This is a genomic window from Caballeronia sp. 11_S32 (genome assembly GCF_056930355.1).
In genome coordinates this window covers 365,442-380,296 of record NZ_JBXOWH010000005.1, presented here as the reverse complement: position 1 = coordinate 380,296, position 14,855 = coordinate 365,442, and the positions used below count along the sequence as shown (strand labels likewise).

General features: G+C 63.9%; 18 protein-coding genes. 9 read left to right on the top strand and 9 right to left on the bottom strand.

What is annotated here, in order from left to right; genetic code table 11:
- Positions 1-43: 43 nt before the first annotated feature.
- The 3 genes from leuC to AC1Z32_RS36365 all read left to right on the top strand — a co-directional run bounded on the left by leuC (position 44) and on the right by AC1Z32_RS36365 (position 3,468).
- Entirely contained in the window at positions 44-1,438 is a 1,395-nt protein-coding gene (gene leuC / locus AC1Z32_RS36375) for a 3-isopropylmalate dehydratase large subunit (protein ID WP_483483708.1), read from the top strand.
- Complete coding sequence (leuD, locus tag AC1Z32_RS36370; protein ID WP_483483707.1) at positions 1,431-2,075, top strand: 3-isopropylmalate dehydratase small subunit; 645 nt, start codon at positions 1,431-1,433, stop codon at positions 2,073-2,075. The genes leuC and leuD overlap by 8 nt, the downstream gene beginning before the upstream one ends.
- Before the next feature lie 70 nt (positions 2,076-2,145).
- A complete protein-coding gene (locus tag AC1Z32_RS36365; RefSeq protein WP_483483706.1) occupies positions 2,146-3,468 on the top strand; it encodes a 2-hydroxycarboxylate transporter family protein in 1,323 nt (440 codons plus the stop codon).
- Positions 3,469-3,601: 133 nt separating this feature from the next.
- On the opposite strand, the gene AC1Z32_RS36360 is transcribed toward AC1Z32_RS36365, so the two are convergent.
- Both AC1Z32_RS36360 and AC1Z32_RS36355 read right to left on the bottom strand, forming a co-directional pair.
- Positions 3,602-4,174 (bottom strand): hypothetical protein, encoded by a 573-nt coding sequence (locus tag AC1Z32_RS36360; protein ID WP_483483705.1) that lies wholly within the window; start codon positions 4,172-4,174, stop codon positions 3,602-3,604.
- A gap of 114 nt (positions 4,175-4,288) precedes the next feature.
- A complete protein-coding gene (locus AC1Z32_RS36355) occupies positions 4,289-4,582 on the bottom strand; it encodes a hypothetical protein (RefSeq protein ID WP_483483704.1) in 294 nt (97 codons plus the stop codon).
- Positions 4,583-4,758: 176 nt separating this feature from the next.
- Between AC1Z32_RS36355 and AC1Z32_RS36350 the strand changes: the two genes are divergently transcribed.
- Both AC1Z32_RS36350 and AC1Z32_RS36345 read left to right on the top strand, forming a co-directional pair.
- Entirely contained in the window at positions 4,759-5,115 is a 357-nt protein-coding gene (locus AC1Z32_RS36350) for a winged helix-turn-helix domain-containing protein (protein ID WP_483483703.1), read from the top strand.
- Between the two features lie 230 nt (positions 5,116-5,345).
- Positions 5,346-5,927, top strand: coding sequence for a TonB-dependent receptor domain-containing protein (locus AC1Z32_RS36345; RefSeq protein ID WP_483483702.1), 582 nt, complete (start codon positions 5,346-5,348; stop codon positions 5,925-5,927).
- Positions 5,928-5,954: 27 nt separating this feature from the next.
- On the opposite strand, the gene gcvA is transcribed toward AC1Z32_RS36345, so the two are convergent.
- Positions 5,955-6,863: a transcriptional regulator GcvA gene (gene gcvA, locus AC1Z32_RS36340; protein ID WP_483483701.1), complete on the bottom strand. Its 909-nt coding sequence runs from the start codon at positions 6,861-6,863 to the stop codon at positions 5,955-5,957.
- Between the two features lie 104 nt (positions 6,864-6,967).
- On the opposite strand from gcvA, the gene AC1Z32_RS36335 reads away from it, so the two are divergent.
- A complete protein-coding gene (locus AC1Z32_RS36335) occupies positions 6,968-7,810 on the top strand; it encodes an EamA family transporter (RefSeq protein ID WP_483483700.1) in 843 nt (280 codons plus the stop codon).
- 285 nt (positions 7,811-8,095) lie between these two features.
- Complete coding sequence (locus AC1Z32_RS36330; protein ID WP_483483699.1) at positions 8,096-8,314, top strand: hypothetical protein; 219 nt, start codon at positions 8,096-8,098, stop codon at positions 8,312-8,314.
- Between the two features lie 68 nt (positions 8,315-8,382).
- On the opposite strand, the gene AC1Z32_RS36325 is transcribed toward AC1Z32_RS36330, so the two are convergent.
- Positions 8,383-9,303, bottom strand: a complete 921-nt coding sequence (locus AC1Z32_RS36325) for a hypothetical protein (RefSeq protein ID WP_483483698.1) — start codon at positions 9,301-9,303, stop codon at positions 8,383-8,385.
- 458 nt (positions 9,304-9,761) lie between these two features.
- Between AC1Z32_RS36325 and AC1Z32_RS36320 the strand changes: the two genes are divergently transcribed.
- Entirely contained in the window at positions 9,762-9,899 is a 138-nt protein-coding gene (locus AC1Z32_RS36320) for a hypothetical protein (RefSeq protein ID WP_483483697.1), read from the top strand.
- 70 nt (positions 9,900-9,969) lie between these two features.
- On the opposite strand, the gene AC1Z32_RS36315 is transcribed toward AC1Z32_RS36320, so the two are convergent.
- Positions 9,970-10,935, bottom strand: a complete 966-nt coding sequence (locus tag AC1Z32_RS36315; protein WP_483483696.1) for a homocysteine S-methyltransferase family protein — start codon at positions 10,933-10,935, stop codon at positions 9,970-9,972.
- A gap of 215 nt (positions 10,936-11,150) precedes the next feature.
- On the opposite strand from AC1Z32_RS36315, the gene AC1Z32_RS36310 reads away from it, so the two are divergent.
- Entirely contained in the window at positions 11,151-12,191 is a 1,041-nt protein-coding gene (locus AC1Z32_RS36310; RefSeq protein ID WP_483483695.1) for a GlxA family transcriptional regulator, read from the top strand.
- On the opposite strand, the gene AC1Z32_RS36305 is transcribed toward AC1Z32_RS36310, so the two are convergent.
- The 4 genes from AC1Z32_RS36305 to AC1Z32_RS36290 all read right to left on the bottom strand — a co-directional run bounded on the left by AC1Z32_RS36305 (position 12,175) and on the right by AC1Z32_RS36290 (position 14,854).
- Positions 12,175-12,702 carry an SLATT domain-containing protein gene (locus tag AC1Z32_RS36305; RefSeq protein WP_483483694.1) on the bottom strand — a complete coding sequence of 176 codons (528 nt, stop codon included), beginning with the start codon at positions 12,700-12,702 and terminating at the stop codon, positions 12,175-12,177. The two genes, AC1Z32_RS36310 and AC1Z32_RS36305, sit on opposite strands and share 17 nt — an antisense overlap.
- A gap of 74 nt (positions 12,703-12,776) precedes the next feature.
- Complete coding sequence (locus AC1Z32_RS36300; protein ID WP_483483693.1) at positions 12,777-13,193, bottom strand: VOC family protein; 417 nt, start codon at positions 13,191-13,193, stop codon at positions 12,777-12,779.
- A complete protein-coding gene (locus AC1Z32_RS36295) occupies positions 13,190-13,699 on the bottom strand; it encodes a helix-turn-helix domain-containing protein (protein WP_483483692.1) in 510 nt (169 codons plus the stop codon). The genes AC1Z32_RS36300 and AC1Z32_RS36295 overlap by 4 nt, the downstream gene beginning before the upstream one ends.
- A gap of 225 nt (positions 13,700-13,924) precedes the next feature.
- On the bottom strand, positions 13,925-14,854 hold the full coding sequence (locus AC1Z32_RS36290) for an amidohydrolase family protein (protein WP_483483691.1): 930 nt from the start codon (positions 14,852-14,854) through the stop codon (positions 13,925-13,927).
- Position 14,855 lies beyond the last annotated feature (1 nt).

Below are 14,855 nucleotides of genomic sequence, written 5' to 3'. Positions count from 1 at the left end.
ATTACACTGGCTTCGACTTACTGAAGGCATGAACGGAGACAACATGGGACAGACGCTTTATCGAAAGATCGTGGACAGCCACACGGCTTTTCGCGTCGATGACGAGCACGTCGCGCTTTACGCCGACCTGCACATCATGAACGAGTACACGAGCCCGCAGGCGTTCGCAGGCCTCGCCGAAAAGAACCTGCCGGTGCGCTGCCCGGAGAAGCAGATGGGCGTGGTCGATCACGTGATTCCGACCCATCCCGTCGCGGTCGACAAGCGAACGATCATGATCGACGCCGCCGCGCAACAGGCCGCGAACTTCACGCGCAACTGCGCGAAGCACGGCATTCATCTATTCGACGTGCGCGATCGCGCGCAGGGCATCGAGCATGTGGTCGCGCCGGAAATCGGGCTGATTCGCCCCGGTATGGTCGTGCTGTGCGGCGACAGCCACACGACCACGTATGGCGCGCTCGGCGCACTGGGCTTCGGCATCGGCACGTCCGAGGTGGAGCACGTGCTCGCGACGCAGACGCTCGTGTATCGCGTCGCGAAGGACATGCGCATCGTCGTGGAGGGCGCCCTGCCCGATGGCACGACCGCCAAGGATCTCGTGCTCTACATCATCGCGAAGATCGGCGCGCAAGGGGCGCGCGGTTTTGTCGTCGAATATGCGGGCAGCGCCATTGACGCACTTTCCGCCGAAGCACGCATGACCCTGTGCAACATGACGGTGGAAGCGGGCGCGCGCGGCGCGTTGATAGCGCCCGACGCGACGACGATTCGCTATGTCGCCGAGCGCATCGAAGCCGATGCCTTCGTCGCGCAATGGGAGCAGCTCAAGTCCGATGACGATGCGAGCTTCGACATCACGCATCGCTTCGACGCGAGCGAGGTCGCGCCTTTTGTCACGTGGGGCACGAGCCCCGATCAGGCAATTGCAATCGATGCGCGCATTCCCCGCCTCGCCGATGAACCCGTCGCACAGCACAACGCGTCGAAGGCGCTCAAGTACATGGGCCTCGATGCGGACCAGGCGCTCGACGGCCTCGCGATCGATCATGTGTTCATTGGCTCGTGCACGAATGCGCGCATCGAAGACTTGCGCGCCGTCGCCGATGTCGTGCGCGGCCGCAAGGTCGCGCCTTCCGTGCGCGCGATGGTCGTGCCCGGCTCCGGCATGGTGCGCGAGCAGGCGGAACGCGAGGGCATCGCGAAGGCGTTGATCGACGCGGGCTTCGAATGGCGTCAGCCCGGCTGCTCGATGTGCCTCGCGATGAACGACGACATCCTGCAAGCCGGCCAGCGCTGCGCCTCCACGACCAACCGCAATTTCGAAGGACGCCAGGGACGCGGCGCCCGCACTCACCTGATGAGCCCGGCGATGGCCGCCGCCGCCGCGATCGCGGGCCGTATCGTCGATGTACGCAAGGAGTTCCAGCATGTCTGAGCACGCAACACTGGCGGGCATCGCCGCGCCGCTGCCGCTGAACAATCTCGATACCGACCAGATCATGCCGAAGCAGTTTCTGTTCGGCATCGACAAGTCCGGTCTCGCGCGCGGCGTGCTGCATGACTTGCGTTTCGACGCATCGGGCAACGCGCGTGAAGATTTCGTGCTGAACAGGCCCGAATACGAAGGCGCGCGCATTCTCGTGGCGGGCGCGAACTTCGGCTGCGGATCGAGCCGCGAGCATGCCGTGTGGGGCTTGCAGCAGGCGGGCATCGATGCGGTCATCGCGCCGAGCTTCGGCGAAATCTTTTATTTCAACGCGCAGAACAACCGGCTATTGCTCATTACGCTCGATGAGACCGCCGTCGCGAAGCTGAGCGCGCATGTGAGCGATGCGAAGACGAATCGACTGAGCATCGACGTCGCGAATCAACGCGTGACGACGAGCGACGGCCTGCATTACGCGTTCGATCTGCCGCCGCGGCAGAAGCGCATGTTCATCGAAGGCCTCGACATGATCGGCATGACGCTCGCGGACAGCGACGCGATCCGCGCCTTCGAAGCGAGGCACGAGGCCGCGCATCCGTGGATGAACATCGACCTTCCGAAGCAACGCAAGACTCAGGCGGCGTAACGCAGCAAGGCCCGAACAAGAGACGCACGAGCGTCCAGCGCCGCATCATCCTCAAATCAGGAGACACCTCATGGAAAGCCCTTCGCTACGCACGGGCGCAGCGCCGCTCGGCCTGCGCGCCCGTTTCTCGATGCTGACCGTCGGCGGCATGCCGCTCGCGATGTTCGCGGCGCTCGCGCTCGTGACGATACTCGCCGCGATCACCGGCAAACTCCCGAACGACATGATCGGCGGTTTCGCCGTGCTGATGCTTTCGGGTCTTTTGCTCGGCGAAATCGGCAGGCGCATTCCGGTGTTCCGGCATATCGGCGGGCCCGCGATCCTGTGCCTCTTCGTGCCTTCCGCGCTGCTCGGCTACAAGCTGATGGACGACGCCGCGCTCAAGGCTATCACCACGACGATGAAAACCGCGAACCTGCAATACCTCTATATCGCGTGTCTCGTCGCGGGCAGCATCCTCGGGATGAATCGCAAGATCCTGATTCAAGGCTTTCTGAAGATGTTCGTGCCCTTGCTGGTCGGCACGTTGACGGCGATCGCGGCGGGCGTGGCCGCCGGCCTCGTGTTCGGCTATGACCCGAAGCACACGTTCTTCTATATCGTGATGCCGATTCTCGGCGGCGGTATCGGCGAAGGCATTCTGCCCTTGTCGATCGGCTATGCGGAGATCACCGGCGCGGCGCAAGGTCATCTCATCGCGATGATGGTGCCCGCGGCGCTCATCGGCAATGTCGTCGCGATTCTCGCGAGCGGTCTGCTCAAGCGCTTCGGCGAAAAGCATCGCGCCTATAGCGGCGACGGCATGCTCGTGAAGAGCGGCGACGATCAGGCGCTCCTGAAAGAGCAAAAAGCGGAAGCGGCGCTCGATCTGCGCCTGATGGGCTTCGGCCTGCTGCTCGGCTGCACGCTCTTCATTCTCGGCATGCTGCTCGCGCCGGTCACGGGCATTCCGGGCCCTGTGCTGATGATCGTCGCGGCAGCCGTCCTGAAGGTCGCGCGCGCCATTCCGGAACGCATGGAAATCGGCGCGTATCAGATCTACAAGTTCATGTCGACGAATCTCACCTTCGCGATTCTCGTCGGACTGGGCACGCTCTTCGTGTCGTGGGACAAGCTCGTCGGCGCATTCTCGCCCGCGTACTTCGTGATCTGCGCATCGACGGTCGCGGCAATGGTCGTGTCGGGCTTTTTCGTCGGTGCATGGCTGAAGATGTACCCCGTCGAGGCCGCGATCATCACCGCGTGCCATAGCGGACTCGGCGGCACGGGCGATGTCGCCATTCTCTCGTCATCGAACCGCATGGGACTCATGCCCTTCGCGCAGATCTCGACGCGCATCGGCGGCGCGGGCATGGTCGTGTTCGCCACGCTGATGATGAAGTTGTTCGGATGAGACAGGAATGCGGCACGATCGCGAATCAACTTATCATCATGATAAGCAAGTGATAGAGTTCGAGACGCAGCGGGCATGACAAAGCGGAACCTGAGAGAAAACAATGCGCCCCCGAAGACGATCGGGGGCGCAATTACGGTTCCCGGCCGTTGTCCGCATCCGTTCGGCGCGGCATCGGCAAAAAATGCAGTGCGACCTTGAGCGTGTAGATGACGATCATCGTGCCGGATAGATCGCCGACGAACATCGCGAAGAATCGCGACGCGATGTTTTGCGCATCGCCCTGAAGATAGAACCAGATGTTATGCAGGAGCGAGCCGGCGAGCGCGTAGGCGACCGTGAGCAGCATCAGCCGCGTCGCAGTCAGATTCGAAAGTGACGCGTTGAGCCCATAGATTTCACGCGCCAGGCGATAAACGGCATAGGGCGCGGCGGTCGCGATGATCCCGCCCACGAATGACCTGAGCGGATCGTTGGGAAAGAAATAAAAGAAATCGACGATCCAGCTTGCGAGCAGCAGCCCGATTGCGCCGTCCGCGCCGAGCAAAAGCGTGCTGAAAAGCCGAATGCCCGCCGGGAGATAGACCCAGTTCACGCCGCGCACGAACTCCGAATGAGTAAAGATTTCCTGATTGACCCAAAGCGATGCGATAAAGAAAAGCGCCGTGCCGACGACGGAGCACAGGCGGAGCTGAAAGGAAGACATTGGCGGCGAGCCAGTTGAGCGGCGGCGGAGCGCTCATCTTACCGCAGCGCCGCGCGCGCTTATGCCACGCTTATGCCACGCTTATGCCACGCTTATGCCGCGCTTATGCCGCGCTTATGCCGCACCTATGCTCCGCCCTTCGCCTTTTGGCATTTCGCCGCGCTTCGGTGAAGATGTGAGTTGTTGCGCAATTCGCTCCAGCTCACCGAGCAGGGAGCGCAACTCCGCGCACTGATCCGGCGCGATAGCGGGCGCGTGCAGCAGTTCCTCGATGCGCTCGCGCCAATACGACACCGGCCACGCCGCGCTGCGATGCCAATGCCGCGAGCGGATCATTCTTGCGAGATGCCCGATTTCCTGCTCGATGAAATGCGCCGTGATGTAGGTGAAGTCGCGTTCTTGAGTCACGCCCATGTCCCCGAAATTCGCTCAGGCGGGAGAGCATTGCGCTCTGCTTCCGATCGCCCTTATTCGATACGCCATGTTAGCACTTACTTATCAGCGTGATAAATACCTAGCTTTTCCTCATGTTCCATTTTTTCGCAGATGCTATGATCGATTCGTTCTCTTCCTATGATTTCTTCATGGCCAAAAAAGCCGTTTTCGATGCCTATTTCCGCTTCCTGAATCTCGCTCAGGCGGTGCAGGCATTGCCTTCGGTGCCCAAGCTCGATGCCGCCGAGGAACGCTTGCTCGAAGCGCTCACGGCGTCATGGCATGCGGGACATACGCTGACGGTCACGGAGACCATGGGGCTGTCCGTCGCGGGTGCGCCTGCGACCGTGCATCGCAAGCTGACGAACCTGAGAAAGCGCGGTCTCGTGTCCGTCGAAGAAAGCAGTGACGATCTGCGCATCAAGACCGTCGTGCCGACGCGCAAGGCGTTGGATTATTTTGAAAGGCTGGCGGCGTGTCTCGAGGAAGCGAAGAAGAAACGCTGAACGGCGCCTGAGCGCCCTACCACGAAGCGGCGCGACAAAAGTTATAGTTCGCCGCTTTCCGGCGTAACCACGCAGAAAAATTTCCACTTAAGTCCATATCCCCATGGAGAGCGGCACCGGCCCGCAGTGTCCGCGAGCCTCCGTAGCAATCGCAGGTGTTGTGCTGCATCAGTCTGCGATTGTCATGTCTTTCTCGTATTTCGAAGCCGTTCATCGCCCTCGCGTGTCGCGTGTTCGATTACGACTATTCGGGCCAGCAGATCGCGCAACTCGTGCCGTTCGCGGATGGCCGCGTCGGGACCAAGATCGTCAACGCCGGGCGCAGGCGCATCTATGGCGCGGATGCCGATATCCGCGCGCTCGTCGATCCCATCGGCCTCGTGACTTTCTCGATTGCATGGCTGCATGCGCGATTCACCGATTTCATCGTCGATGATGGCAGCGGCGAGAACGTGCAGCTCGCCGGCAACGCGCCGCCGCAAAGCCCCGCGATGACGATCGGTCTCGGTCTCGAACATGCGTGGACGATAGCGGCCGGGCGCATTATCGGCAGGATGAATGCGAAGTTCCAGAGCGGCCAGCACTTCACCATCTACAACTACGGCGACGATTATCAAAAGCCGTATCTGACAGCCGATCTCTCGGCGACCTGGATACCGAGCCAAAAGAACATCGAGTCGATGGCGTATGTGCGCAACGTGACCAATGCGCGCGTTTTCACGGCTGCCGAGGAATACACCTTCGATAACTCGTATCGCTACGCGTTCGCCGCGCCGCGCACGTTCGGCGTCAAGGCGACTTACTTCTGGTGACGGGCGCGTGCGCGCACTCAAAGCGCATCACACCTCATGCTCGCTCGCGAACGCCCTGCCTTCCTGCTCCAGCCACGAGCGAAACAGCACGATCAGATCGTCTCCGGCTTTTTCATCGGCGACGTAGGTGCAGTAGCTCCGCGACGGCAGACGCGGCCCCGCGAACGGCGCGACGAGCCTGCCTGCGGCGAGATCGTCGGCGACGAGCGCGGTCGGACCCATCGCGATGCCCATCCCGTCGACCGCCGCCTGCAAGGTCAGATAGAAGTGATCGAAGGTCAGCACCGCCGCGGGCATGAGCGCAGGGATGTTCGCCTGCGCGAGCCAGTCCGGCCAGACGCGCGGCAGGCTCGACGTATGCAGCAGCGTGTGCCGCCGCATGTCTTCGGGCGTTTGCAAGGGCACGCGCCGCAGCAGCGCGGGACTGCATACCGGCAAGCGCGCCTCGGACAGAAAAGGCCGCATCGCGTAGCCGTAGAACGTGTCGGGGCCGCCCCGGATCACAATGTCGTACGTGTCTTTCAGCCTTTCCACCGGCTCGTTCGATGTCTCTATCCTCACCTCGACATCCGGATGAAGCGCGCGAAACTTCTCCAGTCTCGGCACGAGCCAGCGCAACGTGAACGTCGCGAGCGAATTCACGGTGAGCGTGCGCGACACGGCCTCGGACAAGCCATAGCGCGCGGTGGCCTGCGAAAGCTGATCGAAGAGCGGACCGATTTCCGCGAGATAGACGCGCGCCGCCGGTGTCAGCACCACGCGCCGGTTGTGGCGCTCGAACAGCGGCGCACCGAGCCACGCCTCGAGCAGCCGCACCTGCTGACTGATCGCGCCGTGCGTCACGTGCAGTTCCGCCGCGGCTTCCTTGAAGCTGCCGAGGCGCCCCGCGGCTTCGAAAGCGCGCAGCGCGTTGAGCGATGGCAATGGCGATCTCATTCGAAAGAGATTTTCTAACGCCACTGCGCAATTTTAATGGTTTGTTGCCCGCCTACAAGATAGATATTCTACGAAGTATCTGTCACATAAGCGAAACAAAGCCCATGTTCAGCTATACCGGGGGTGTCGTCCTTTTTGCAGCCGTGCTTCACGCGAGCTGGAACGCGATGCTTCACGGCAACCGCGACCGCTTTCTCTCGATGACCTGGATGAGCATCGCCATCGGGGTCGTCTCCGCGTTCGTCGTGCTGTACCTTCCGTTGCCCGCGCGAGCCGCGTGGCCGTATATCGTCGCATCGGGACTCGTGCACATCGTCTATAACGTGAGCCTCGTGCGCTCGTATCGTCGCGGCGATCTCGCCCAGGCTTATCCGATCGCGCGCGGCTCGTCGCCAATGCTCGTCACGCTCGGCGCGGCGATCTTCGCGCACGAGGCGATCGGCCCGTTGCACGCGCTCGGGATCGCGCTGATATCGGGCGGCATCATGGCGCTCGCGCTGCAAGGCGGCCGCGTGTCGCGCGCGGGCGCGCTCGCCGCATTGACCACGGGCGTCACCATCGCGATCTATACCGTGATCGACGGCATCGGCGTGCGCCTCTCCAACGGCGAAGCGCTCACCTATACGGCGTGGATGTTCATGTTCTACTGGCTCATGCCGGTGATCTTCGTCGCGATGCGCGGCCTGCCCGCGCTCTGGACCCCGATGAAGGACACGCCGATGGCCGTGGGCTCGTCGCTCGCGGGCGGACTCGTGTCGATCGCCGCGTACGGCATTGTCATCTGGGCGATGCAAGCCGGCGCGATGGGCGCGGTTTCCGCATTGCGCGAGACGAGCGTCGTATTCGCGGCGCTCATCGGGCACGTGTTTCTGCAGGAGCCGGTCAGCGCGAAACGCTGGCTGGCGTGCGTGGTCGTCGCGGCGGGGGCGGTCTGCCTCGGGCTGTGAGCCATCGCCGCGACCCGGCACGAGCATTTCACGATACGGAATTGAGGTCCGTTTCTCGAAAATTCGCGCTGCATGGCAGCACGACGCGGGTTGCACATCGGACAATGGGCTTTCTCATCATGAAAGCGCGCCATTAACATATTGATTCGTTTATGTTTTTATTTGGTGCGCAACGCCACGCACCAATGCTGCCCGTCACCGTTTCTTCGATAACCTCTTATACAAGAGGTGCAAGTTCGCCACGGCGAACCGCCCAGTGCTTTCCAATCACGCTGGAGAAACGCGATGCAGAATGTCTATATCGAACCGATGCCGAAGGGCCAGTGGGGGCCGATCGACGGCTATGCCCTCGAATTCCACGACGGCACGAGAATCACGCAGCAGGTCTATCGCTCGGAGCGGCTTGCCGTCGACGAGATCAAACTGCGCGGCTATTCGCCCATGCTGGCGAAGGTGCGCATCACCGACAAGACCGTCGACGAGCACTGGCAAGCCGCCGAGTAACCGCCGCAGCGCGCTTCGCGTGTCGCGCGAAGCGCATCCTCATCGAGCTTTCCTCTCTTCAGTGCGCGCTAGTTGTTCTTCTTGCTGGGTTTCCAGCTGCCGTCGGCTGTCATGGCGGGTTTGACGGGCGCGGGAATGGCCGCCACTTTCTGAAAATCCTTCGTTCCGGATTTCGCTCGCACGACTTCGGGATGAGCGGGCGCCTTGCTCGCTTGCCGTTGCTTCGGCTCTGCGCGCTTCGGCTCGACGCGCTTCTGTTCCGCTTTCGATGGTTGGCGCTGCGTCGCCCCGGCGCACGCACGATCCGATTTTTGCGGGCACGCGGCGGCGGGTTTGGCCGCGGCCTTTTGCGGGCGCACCGCGCGGGCCGCCGGAGGCTTCGTTTCGATCGGGCGTTGGGAAACAAGCGGCTGATGCGCGCTGTCCTTGCTCGACGCGGCCACCGGAATCAACGGCGAAGCAGGCTGAACCGGAGGAGCCGGAGGAGCCGGCGCATCGGGAGATCGTGCTTCCACGACTCTGTCCGCGACATCGATCTTTGGAGCGAGTTGACGGACCGTCCCCGCGACCGCAACCGGAACCACTCCGGCGCGTGGCGTGGACGGCTGATGTTCGAAGTAGGCGCGCACGAGAAGACATGCGCCAATCACTATCCCGGCCATTGTGACGGTGGCCAGCATGGAATTCGGCACGCGCGACGATTCGAGTACGGACACGCGGCCGACCGCGGGCGCGGGCAAGCGCGCTTCGTACCCGACACGGTTCGGGAAGCATTCCACGCGGTTCACATCGGTCAGTTCGAGCAGATGGCGCCTCGCGCCGCGCGACGCTTCGACCGCCCGCACCGCCGTTGTCGCGCCGCTCGTCAGCACCGCGCCATGGCGGTCGGCGCCGCAGTTGGGACACGAACTCTCCTCCACGGAGGAAAGCGTCTCGCATCTGGGGCAGATCACGGAATAAAGCGACAGGGAGCCGCTTCGCTGGTCCATTGTCACACTCCGTCCGAATCATTTCGGAAGGCCGATCGACAAGCAGCGATCGCCCCGCAAGCATGCATACGAATCACCGTAGCACACGGGACAGTGTTTCGAAAGAGCGGACAAACGCATCGAATCGCGCTGAATCATCAGGTGAATGAAGCAATTTTGTCGATGTCTGCAAGAGCCGTTCATCGCTCTACTACAGCGTGACGCATCGCACAGAACGCTCTGGCAATGCCTCCCCTTCACTCCTATCTGTAAGCTGAATTTCTGTGTCGACGGCCAAATCCGCGGATTACCACCGACGCCGCGATGCTCTCGGATATCCGCGCTTTCCGCGGGCATCCGCCGCTGACCGGGTTCGGGCGTCAAGGCGAGATCCAGCCGCTCCGGTTTCCTGAAGCCCAACGCACGCGATCGAGGACATGGGCAACCAGGCGATCGGGTTCTGAACACGAGCGGGCGGCATGATGGGAAAGCTGGCGCCGGTCGACGAGGCCATCGCACAGCTGATGGCCTCGCTGAATCCGGGCGGGGGAGTCAGGGCTACTGAGGGATCGCGCGCCGCGTTCTTGCTGATCAGGCTTCGGGCGCGCGAGCAATGACGGAGCGCGTCGGAGTCATCGGCGACGACTCGACGCGGCGCCGCTTCCGGCCGCCCGACGCCGCGTCGCTTCACGCATTCGCATACTGCCCTCTCGCGCCCTTCATCGCGCTGCAGATCGCGCCCACATGGCGATGATCCGTGCCGCAGCATCCGCCCACCACGTTCAAGCGCGGCAGCAACACGTTCAACGCGCGATATTGCGCGCCGAGTTCCTCGGGATTGCCGTCGTCGAGATTGGCGGCTTCGTCGAGTTCGGCGTGACTCAGCCGTGAAGCGTTCGCGCGGATGCCATGCACGCGGTCCCGCCATGCACCGCCATCGCCCAGCACGGTTTCGAAATGCGACGGATGCGCGCAATTGATCATGTAGTACGCGGCATACGCATCCGTCTCGGCATCGGCGCGCTCGATGACATCGCGCAACGCATCGCCCGAAGGCAGGCGTCCATCGGTCTCCAGCGTGAACGAAATCGCGACGGGCATGGCGCGCGAGCGCGCGGCATCGATCACGCCGATGCCCTCTTCCGGATACGTGATCGTGAACGCCGCGATCATGTCGGCCTGCGTCGCCGCGAGCGTGTCTATCTGCGGCTGGTGATACGCGCGCGCTTCGTCGCGGGTCATGCGTGAATCGATCCGGTAGCCATCGCCGCGCGGACCCAGACATCCGCTGATGACGATGGGCGTATCCGGCGCCTCGAACTCGTCGCGCACCCGCACGAGCAGATCGATCGCGCGCCGGTTGGCCTCTGCGAGCGCTTCGGCCGAATAGCCGAGCTTGCGGCCCCAGTCCGCATTCGCGCGCCAGGTCGGCGCTTCGAGCACGAGACCGATGCCCTCGCTTCTCGCGAGGCCCGCATAGCGCCGGAAATACGCCTCCAGGCGCGCCGTGCCGGCAACGTCCTTCAGGAGATCGAACGCGGCGAAGCAAGGCAGCTCGATGCCTTCGTGGAAGATCAGCGTCGTCTCGATGCCGCCGTCGGTCATGAAAAGCGCGTCGTCGAGCTGCGGAAGGTGCGTGCGGTACTGGCTCATGGTCTTGCTCCGTCAACGAGGTCACGTCAGGAAGTGCGCCGGCAATGTCCAATGAAAGGAGGAGCTACAACACGCTCGCCCGCGCGCCCGTTGCTGCGATGCGCGCTGGCGCGAACGCCTTCCTTACACTTAAATAACATTGCGACGGACCCACGATACGGCCGGCCCGCGCATGACGCCAAAGCCATTTCGGCAACTTACCGGACAAAACGGCCATGAACGACCCATCACCCGTGCGCATCTGCATCCTCGCGCTGCCCGAGACATCGGCGTCGGTGGTGTATGGCATGTACGACATGTTCATGTCGGCGGGACGCGACTGGGGCCTCATCGTCGAAGGCACGCCGGGGCTCGCGCCGATCGCGCCTGTCGTGGTGTCGCGTCACGGCGGCGCGTTCGTCGCGGGCAACAACGTGCGCATCACGGCGGACGCGACGCTCGATGCCTGCGACGAGGCCGACGTCATCTGTGTGCCCGAGCTGCTCGTGCCGCCCGGCGAGCCGCTCGCGGGCCGCTTCGACGAAGAAATCGCGTGCCTCAAGCGCTGTCACGCGCAAGGCAAGATTCTCGCGACGGCCTGCTCCGGCGCGATCCTGCTCGCCGAAGCGGGCCTGCTCGACGGCCTCGACGCCACCACGCACTGGGCGTACTGCGATTTCATGGCGCGGCGCTATCCGTCGATCAAGGTGCGCTCGCATCGGGCGCTCGTCGCGTCGGGCGACGGCGAGCGGCTCATCATGGCGGGCGGCGGCACCTCGTGGCTCGATCTCGCGCTGTATCTGATCGCGCGGCTCGCGGGCATCGAAACCGCGATGCAGACGGCGCGCATCAATCTCGTCGACTGGCACGACGTCGGCCAGCAGCCGTTCGCGCGGCTCGCGCGCACGCGGCAGGCGGAAGATGCGGTCATCGCGCGCTGCCAGTCGTGGATTGCGGACCACTATGCGCAGCCCTCGCCCGTCAGCGCGATGATGCAGATGAGCGGCCTGCCCGAGCGCTCGTTCAACCGGCGCTTCCAGCTGGCGACGGGCATGTCACCGCTCGCTTACGTGCATACGCTGCGGCTGGAGGAAGCCAAGCAGATGCTCGAAACCGACCATCAGCCGATCGAGGCCATCGCCAATGAGGTCGGCTATGAAGACGCCGGTTTCTTCAGCCGCCTGTTCAGACGCAAGGTGAGCCTCACGCCGGCGCAATACCGCCGACGCTTCGGCGCGATGCGCGACGCGATCGGATGCATCAGCGAGAACCGCTGACCGGCGCGCTGCCTGCCAGCCGGCGCGGCAGATGCGGCGCGGTCTGCGCGATGTGATCGAGCTCGCCGCGCACGGCGTCTATCGCGCGCGGGTCGGGCGCTCGGGGATCGGCCGCGTGAATCGCTTCGAGGCGCCGCCGCACCGCGCCGTACTGCGCGCCCGCGCGGCGATGCAGCTCGGCGCGCTCGCTGTAGCGCAGGAACGTCTGCAACGAGGCGAGCACGGCGGCGCTCAGACTCGTCAAGCCGATAGCGATGCGCACGCCCGGCGACACGCCCGTCGCGACGAGCGACAGAAACGCCGACGTGCCCGTCGCCGCCGTGATGCCGATAACGGCAAGGCCGAGCCGCCTGCCGTAGCGCGTGAGGCGGTCGGCCATCGAGTAATGGCGGATCTGCGATTCGCGGGCGCGCCTGATCCACGCCAGCACGAGCGATCGTGTGTCGCGAGGCGGGTCATGCGCGGAAACGGAGTCGCGCGGCGGCGATTCGAACGAGGACGATACGGTCATGTTGTAAGCGCTCTGCGAACAGACCGTATCTTGCGGACCGATGCGGACGGATCGTGTCCCGATCCGGCGTGCGTTCAGGCTTCGTTGCGCGGCGCCTGAATCATCTTCCAGCCGTTGCCGGCGGGATCGCGGAATCCCGCGTCGACACTGCCGAAGCGCTCGACCGGCTCCTGCGTGAACTCCACGCCGCCCGCTTTCAGGCGCTCATACGTGGCGCGGCAGTCCGCGACGGACAGCACGAGCGGCGGCATCGCGCCCTTCGCGACCATCGCGCGCAGGGTGTGCGCGGTGGCATCGTCGTGAACGGGCGGCCCCGGCGTGAACAGGCCGAGCTGAAACGACGGCTGATCCGGATGCTGCACGGTGAGCCATCGGTAGGCGCCGTTGCGCACATCCGTATGGACGCGAAAGCCGAGCTTGCCGGCGTAAAACGCGAGCGCTTCGTCCTGATCGTCGACATACACGCCCACCACGCTGATGCCCTGATTCATGTGACCTCCTTCGTTGAAGATGGCCGCACTGTACCTTTCGCGACGCGCCGCCGCTTCTCCAAAACTGCGATCGTGAGATCGGGGCGCTGCGCCGCCTTCAGGACGCAGGCGGGCACGCGCCCGAGCGCGGGGACATCGGCGCGGGATTCGATGCGCATCGCGCCGGGGCTGCGGCCAGTGATGTCGCGGAAGATGCGGCCGAAGGTGCCGAGGCTTTCCCAGCCCGTGACAAAAGCGATGTCCGTGATGGCGAGATCGGTGTCGCGCAACAGCGTGACGGCCTGCTCGATGCGCCGCGTGAGCAGATAGCGATGCGGCGGAATGCCGAAGGCGCGCTTGAACGAGCGCGCGAAATGCGCTTCGGAGACGCCGCTGACGGCGGCGAGGCGCGTGACCGGCCAGTCTTCGTGCGAAGACGCGTCCATGCGGTCCTTGGCGCGCAGGAGGCGGCGCAGCAGGGCGGGATCTTGCAAGGCGCCTGCGCTGTCGTTATTGCGGGATGGCATGGCGTCGGGAGCGCGGAAAGTGTGCGGCTAGTGTAGCCCGGCGCGCGCAAACCCCGGCCGCAAAAGAAAACGTCGTGCGGATTGGAATCCGCACGACGCGAAAATCGCTCACTTCCCGGAGAAGAAAGAGCAAGAGAGACAGAAAGCATATTAATGCGCGACATTGAAGCGCAACGCGGCGGACAGCGTGCGATATTCAACCCACTTCATCGAATTGCGCCCGCGCTAGGCGAACCCATACAGCTTCGCCGGATTCGACACGAAGATCATCCGTTGCCAGTCGGCGCGCCCGATCCATCCGGCGATCACATCGACCAGATTCGCGTCGTCGGGCTTCGCACCCTTCTCGCTCGGATGCGGCCAGTCCGTGCCCCACAGCATCCGCTCCGGCGCCATGTCGATGAACGCCTTCGCGACCGGCGCGACGTCCGCGTACGCCGGCGCGGCCGTTTTCGTATCGACATAAGGGCCCGACAACGTGATCCACGTGTTGCCCTTCTCGACGAGCCGGCGCGCCGCGCGGAACGCCTCGGACGACGTGCCTTCCGGCTGCGGCACATGCGCAATATGGTCGATGACGAGCGGACACGGCAGCGCCGCCAGCCGACTTTCGAGCGCGGGAAGCTTCGCGCCCGGGATGACGAGCTCGATATGCCATCCGAGATTCGCGATGCGCGCCGCCAGAGGCATGATCATCTCCGCCGTCGCCGCGCCCGGAAAACTCAGGTTGAAGCGGATCGCCCGTATGCCGCCGCGATCCAGCGCGCGAAGCTCGTCGTCGGTGACCGATGCATCGACGACGGCCACGCCGCGCGCGTCATCGCCGAAGCGCTTCAGCGCGTCCAGCGTGCAGCGGTTGTCCGTGCCGTAAGTCGATGGCGTGACGACCACGTTTCGGCTCACACCGAGCCGCTTCTGCAAGGCACGGTATTGCGCGACGGTCGCGTTCGGCGGACGCAGCGTCGCGCCCGCCGTGATAGGAAACCGGTCGTCGTAGATATGCATATGGCAGTCGATGGCGCCATCGGGCAATCTGAACGAAGGCGGCTGCGTGCCGCTCGACCAAGTTTCATCGGCGAATGTCGTCGCGGGCAGCGCGCATGCGGCCGTCAACGCTCCCGCGTAGCGCAGGAACGCGCGTCGGTTCGTCGTCATG

Coding starts and splice junctions, on each gene's coding strand:
- leuD (WP_483483707.1), top strand. CDS start 1,431: ATGTCTGAGCACGCAACACTGGCGGGCATCGCCGCGCCGCTGCCGCTG.
- AC1Z32_RS36350 (WP_483483703.1), top strand. CDS start 4,759: ATGGCCAAAAAAGCCGTTTTCGATGCCTATTTCCGCTTCCTGAATCTC.
- AC1Z32_RS36335 (WP_483483700.1), top strand. CDS start 6,968: ATGTTCAGCTATACCGGGGGTGTCGTCCTTTTTGCAGCCGTGCTTCAC.
- AC1Z32_RS36325 (WP_483483698.1), bottom strand. CDS start 9,303: ATGGACCAGCGAAGCGGCTCCCTGTCGCTTTATTCCGTGATCTGCCCC.
- gcvA (WP_483483701.1), bottom strand. CDS start 6,863: ATGAGATCGCCATTGCCATCGCTCAACGCGCTGCGCGCTTTCGAAGCC.
- AC1Z32_RS36320 (WP_483483697.1), top strand. CDS start 9,762: ATGATGGGAAAGCTGGCGCCGGTCGACGAGGCCATCGCACAGCTGATG.
- AC1Z32_RS36295 (WP_483483692.1), bottom strand. CDS start 13,699: ATGCCATCCCGCAATAACGACAGCGCAGGCGCCTTGCAAGATCCCGCC.
- leuC (WP_483483708.1), top strand. CDS start 44: ATGGGACAGACGCTTTATCGAAAGATCGTGGACAGCCACACGGCTTTT.
- AC1Z32_RS36330 (WP_483483699.1), top strand. CDS start 8,096: ATGCAGAATGTCTATATCGAACCGATGCCGAAGGGCCAGTGGGGGCCG.
- AC1Z32_RS36310 (WP_483483695.1), top strand. CDS start 11,151: ATGAACGACCCATCACCCGTGCGCATCTGCATCCTCGCGCTGCCCGAG.
- AC1Z32_RS36305 (WP_483483694.1), bottom strand. CDS start 12,702: ATGACCGTATCGTCCTCGTTCGAATCGCCGCCGCGCGACTCCGTTTCC.
- AC1Z32_RS36360 (WP_483483705.1), bottom strand. CDS start 4,174: ATGTCTTCCTTTCAGCTCCGCCTGTGCTCCGTCGTCGGCACGGCGCTT.
- AC1Z32_RS36315 (WP_483483696.1), bottom strand. CDS start 10,935: ATGAGCCAGTACCGCACGCACCTTCCGCAGCTCGACGACGCGCTTTTC.
- AC1Z32_RS36290 (WP_483483691.1), bottom strand. CDS start 14,854: ATGACGACGAACCGACGCGCGTTCCTGCGCTACGCGGGAGCGTTGACG.
- AC1Z32_RS36300 (WP_483483693.1), bottom strand. CDS start 13,193: ATGAATCAGGGCATCAGCGTGGTGGGCGTGTATGTCGACGATCAGGAC.
- AC1Z32_RS36365 (WP_483483706.1), top strand. CDS start 2,146: ATGGAAAGCCCTTCGCTACGCACGGGCGCAGCGCCGCTCGGCCTGCGC.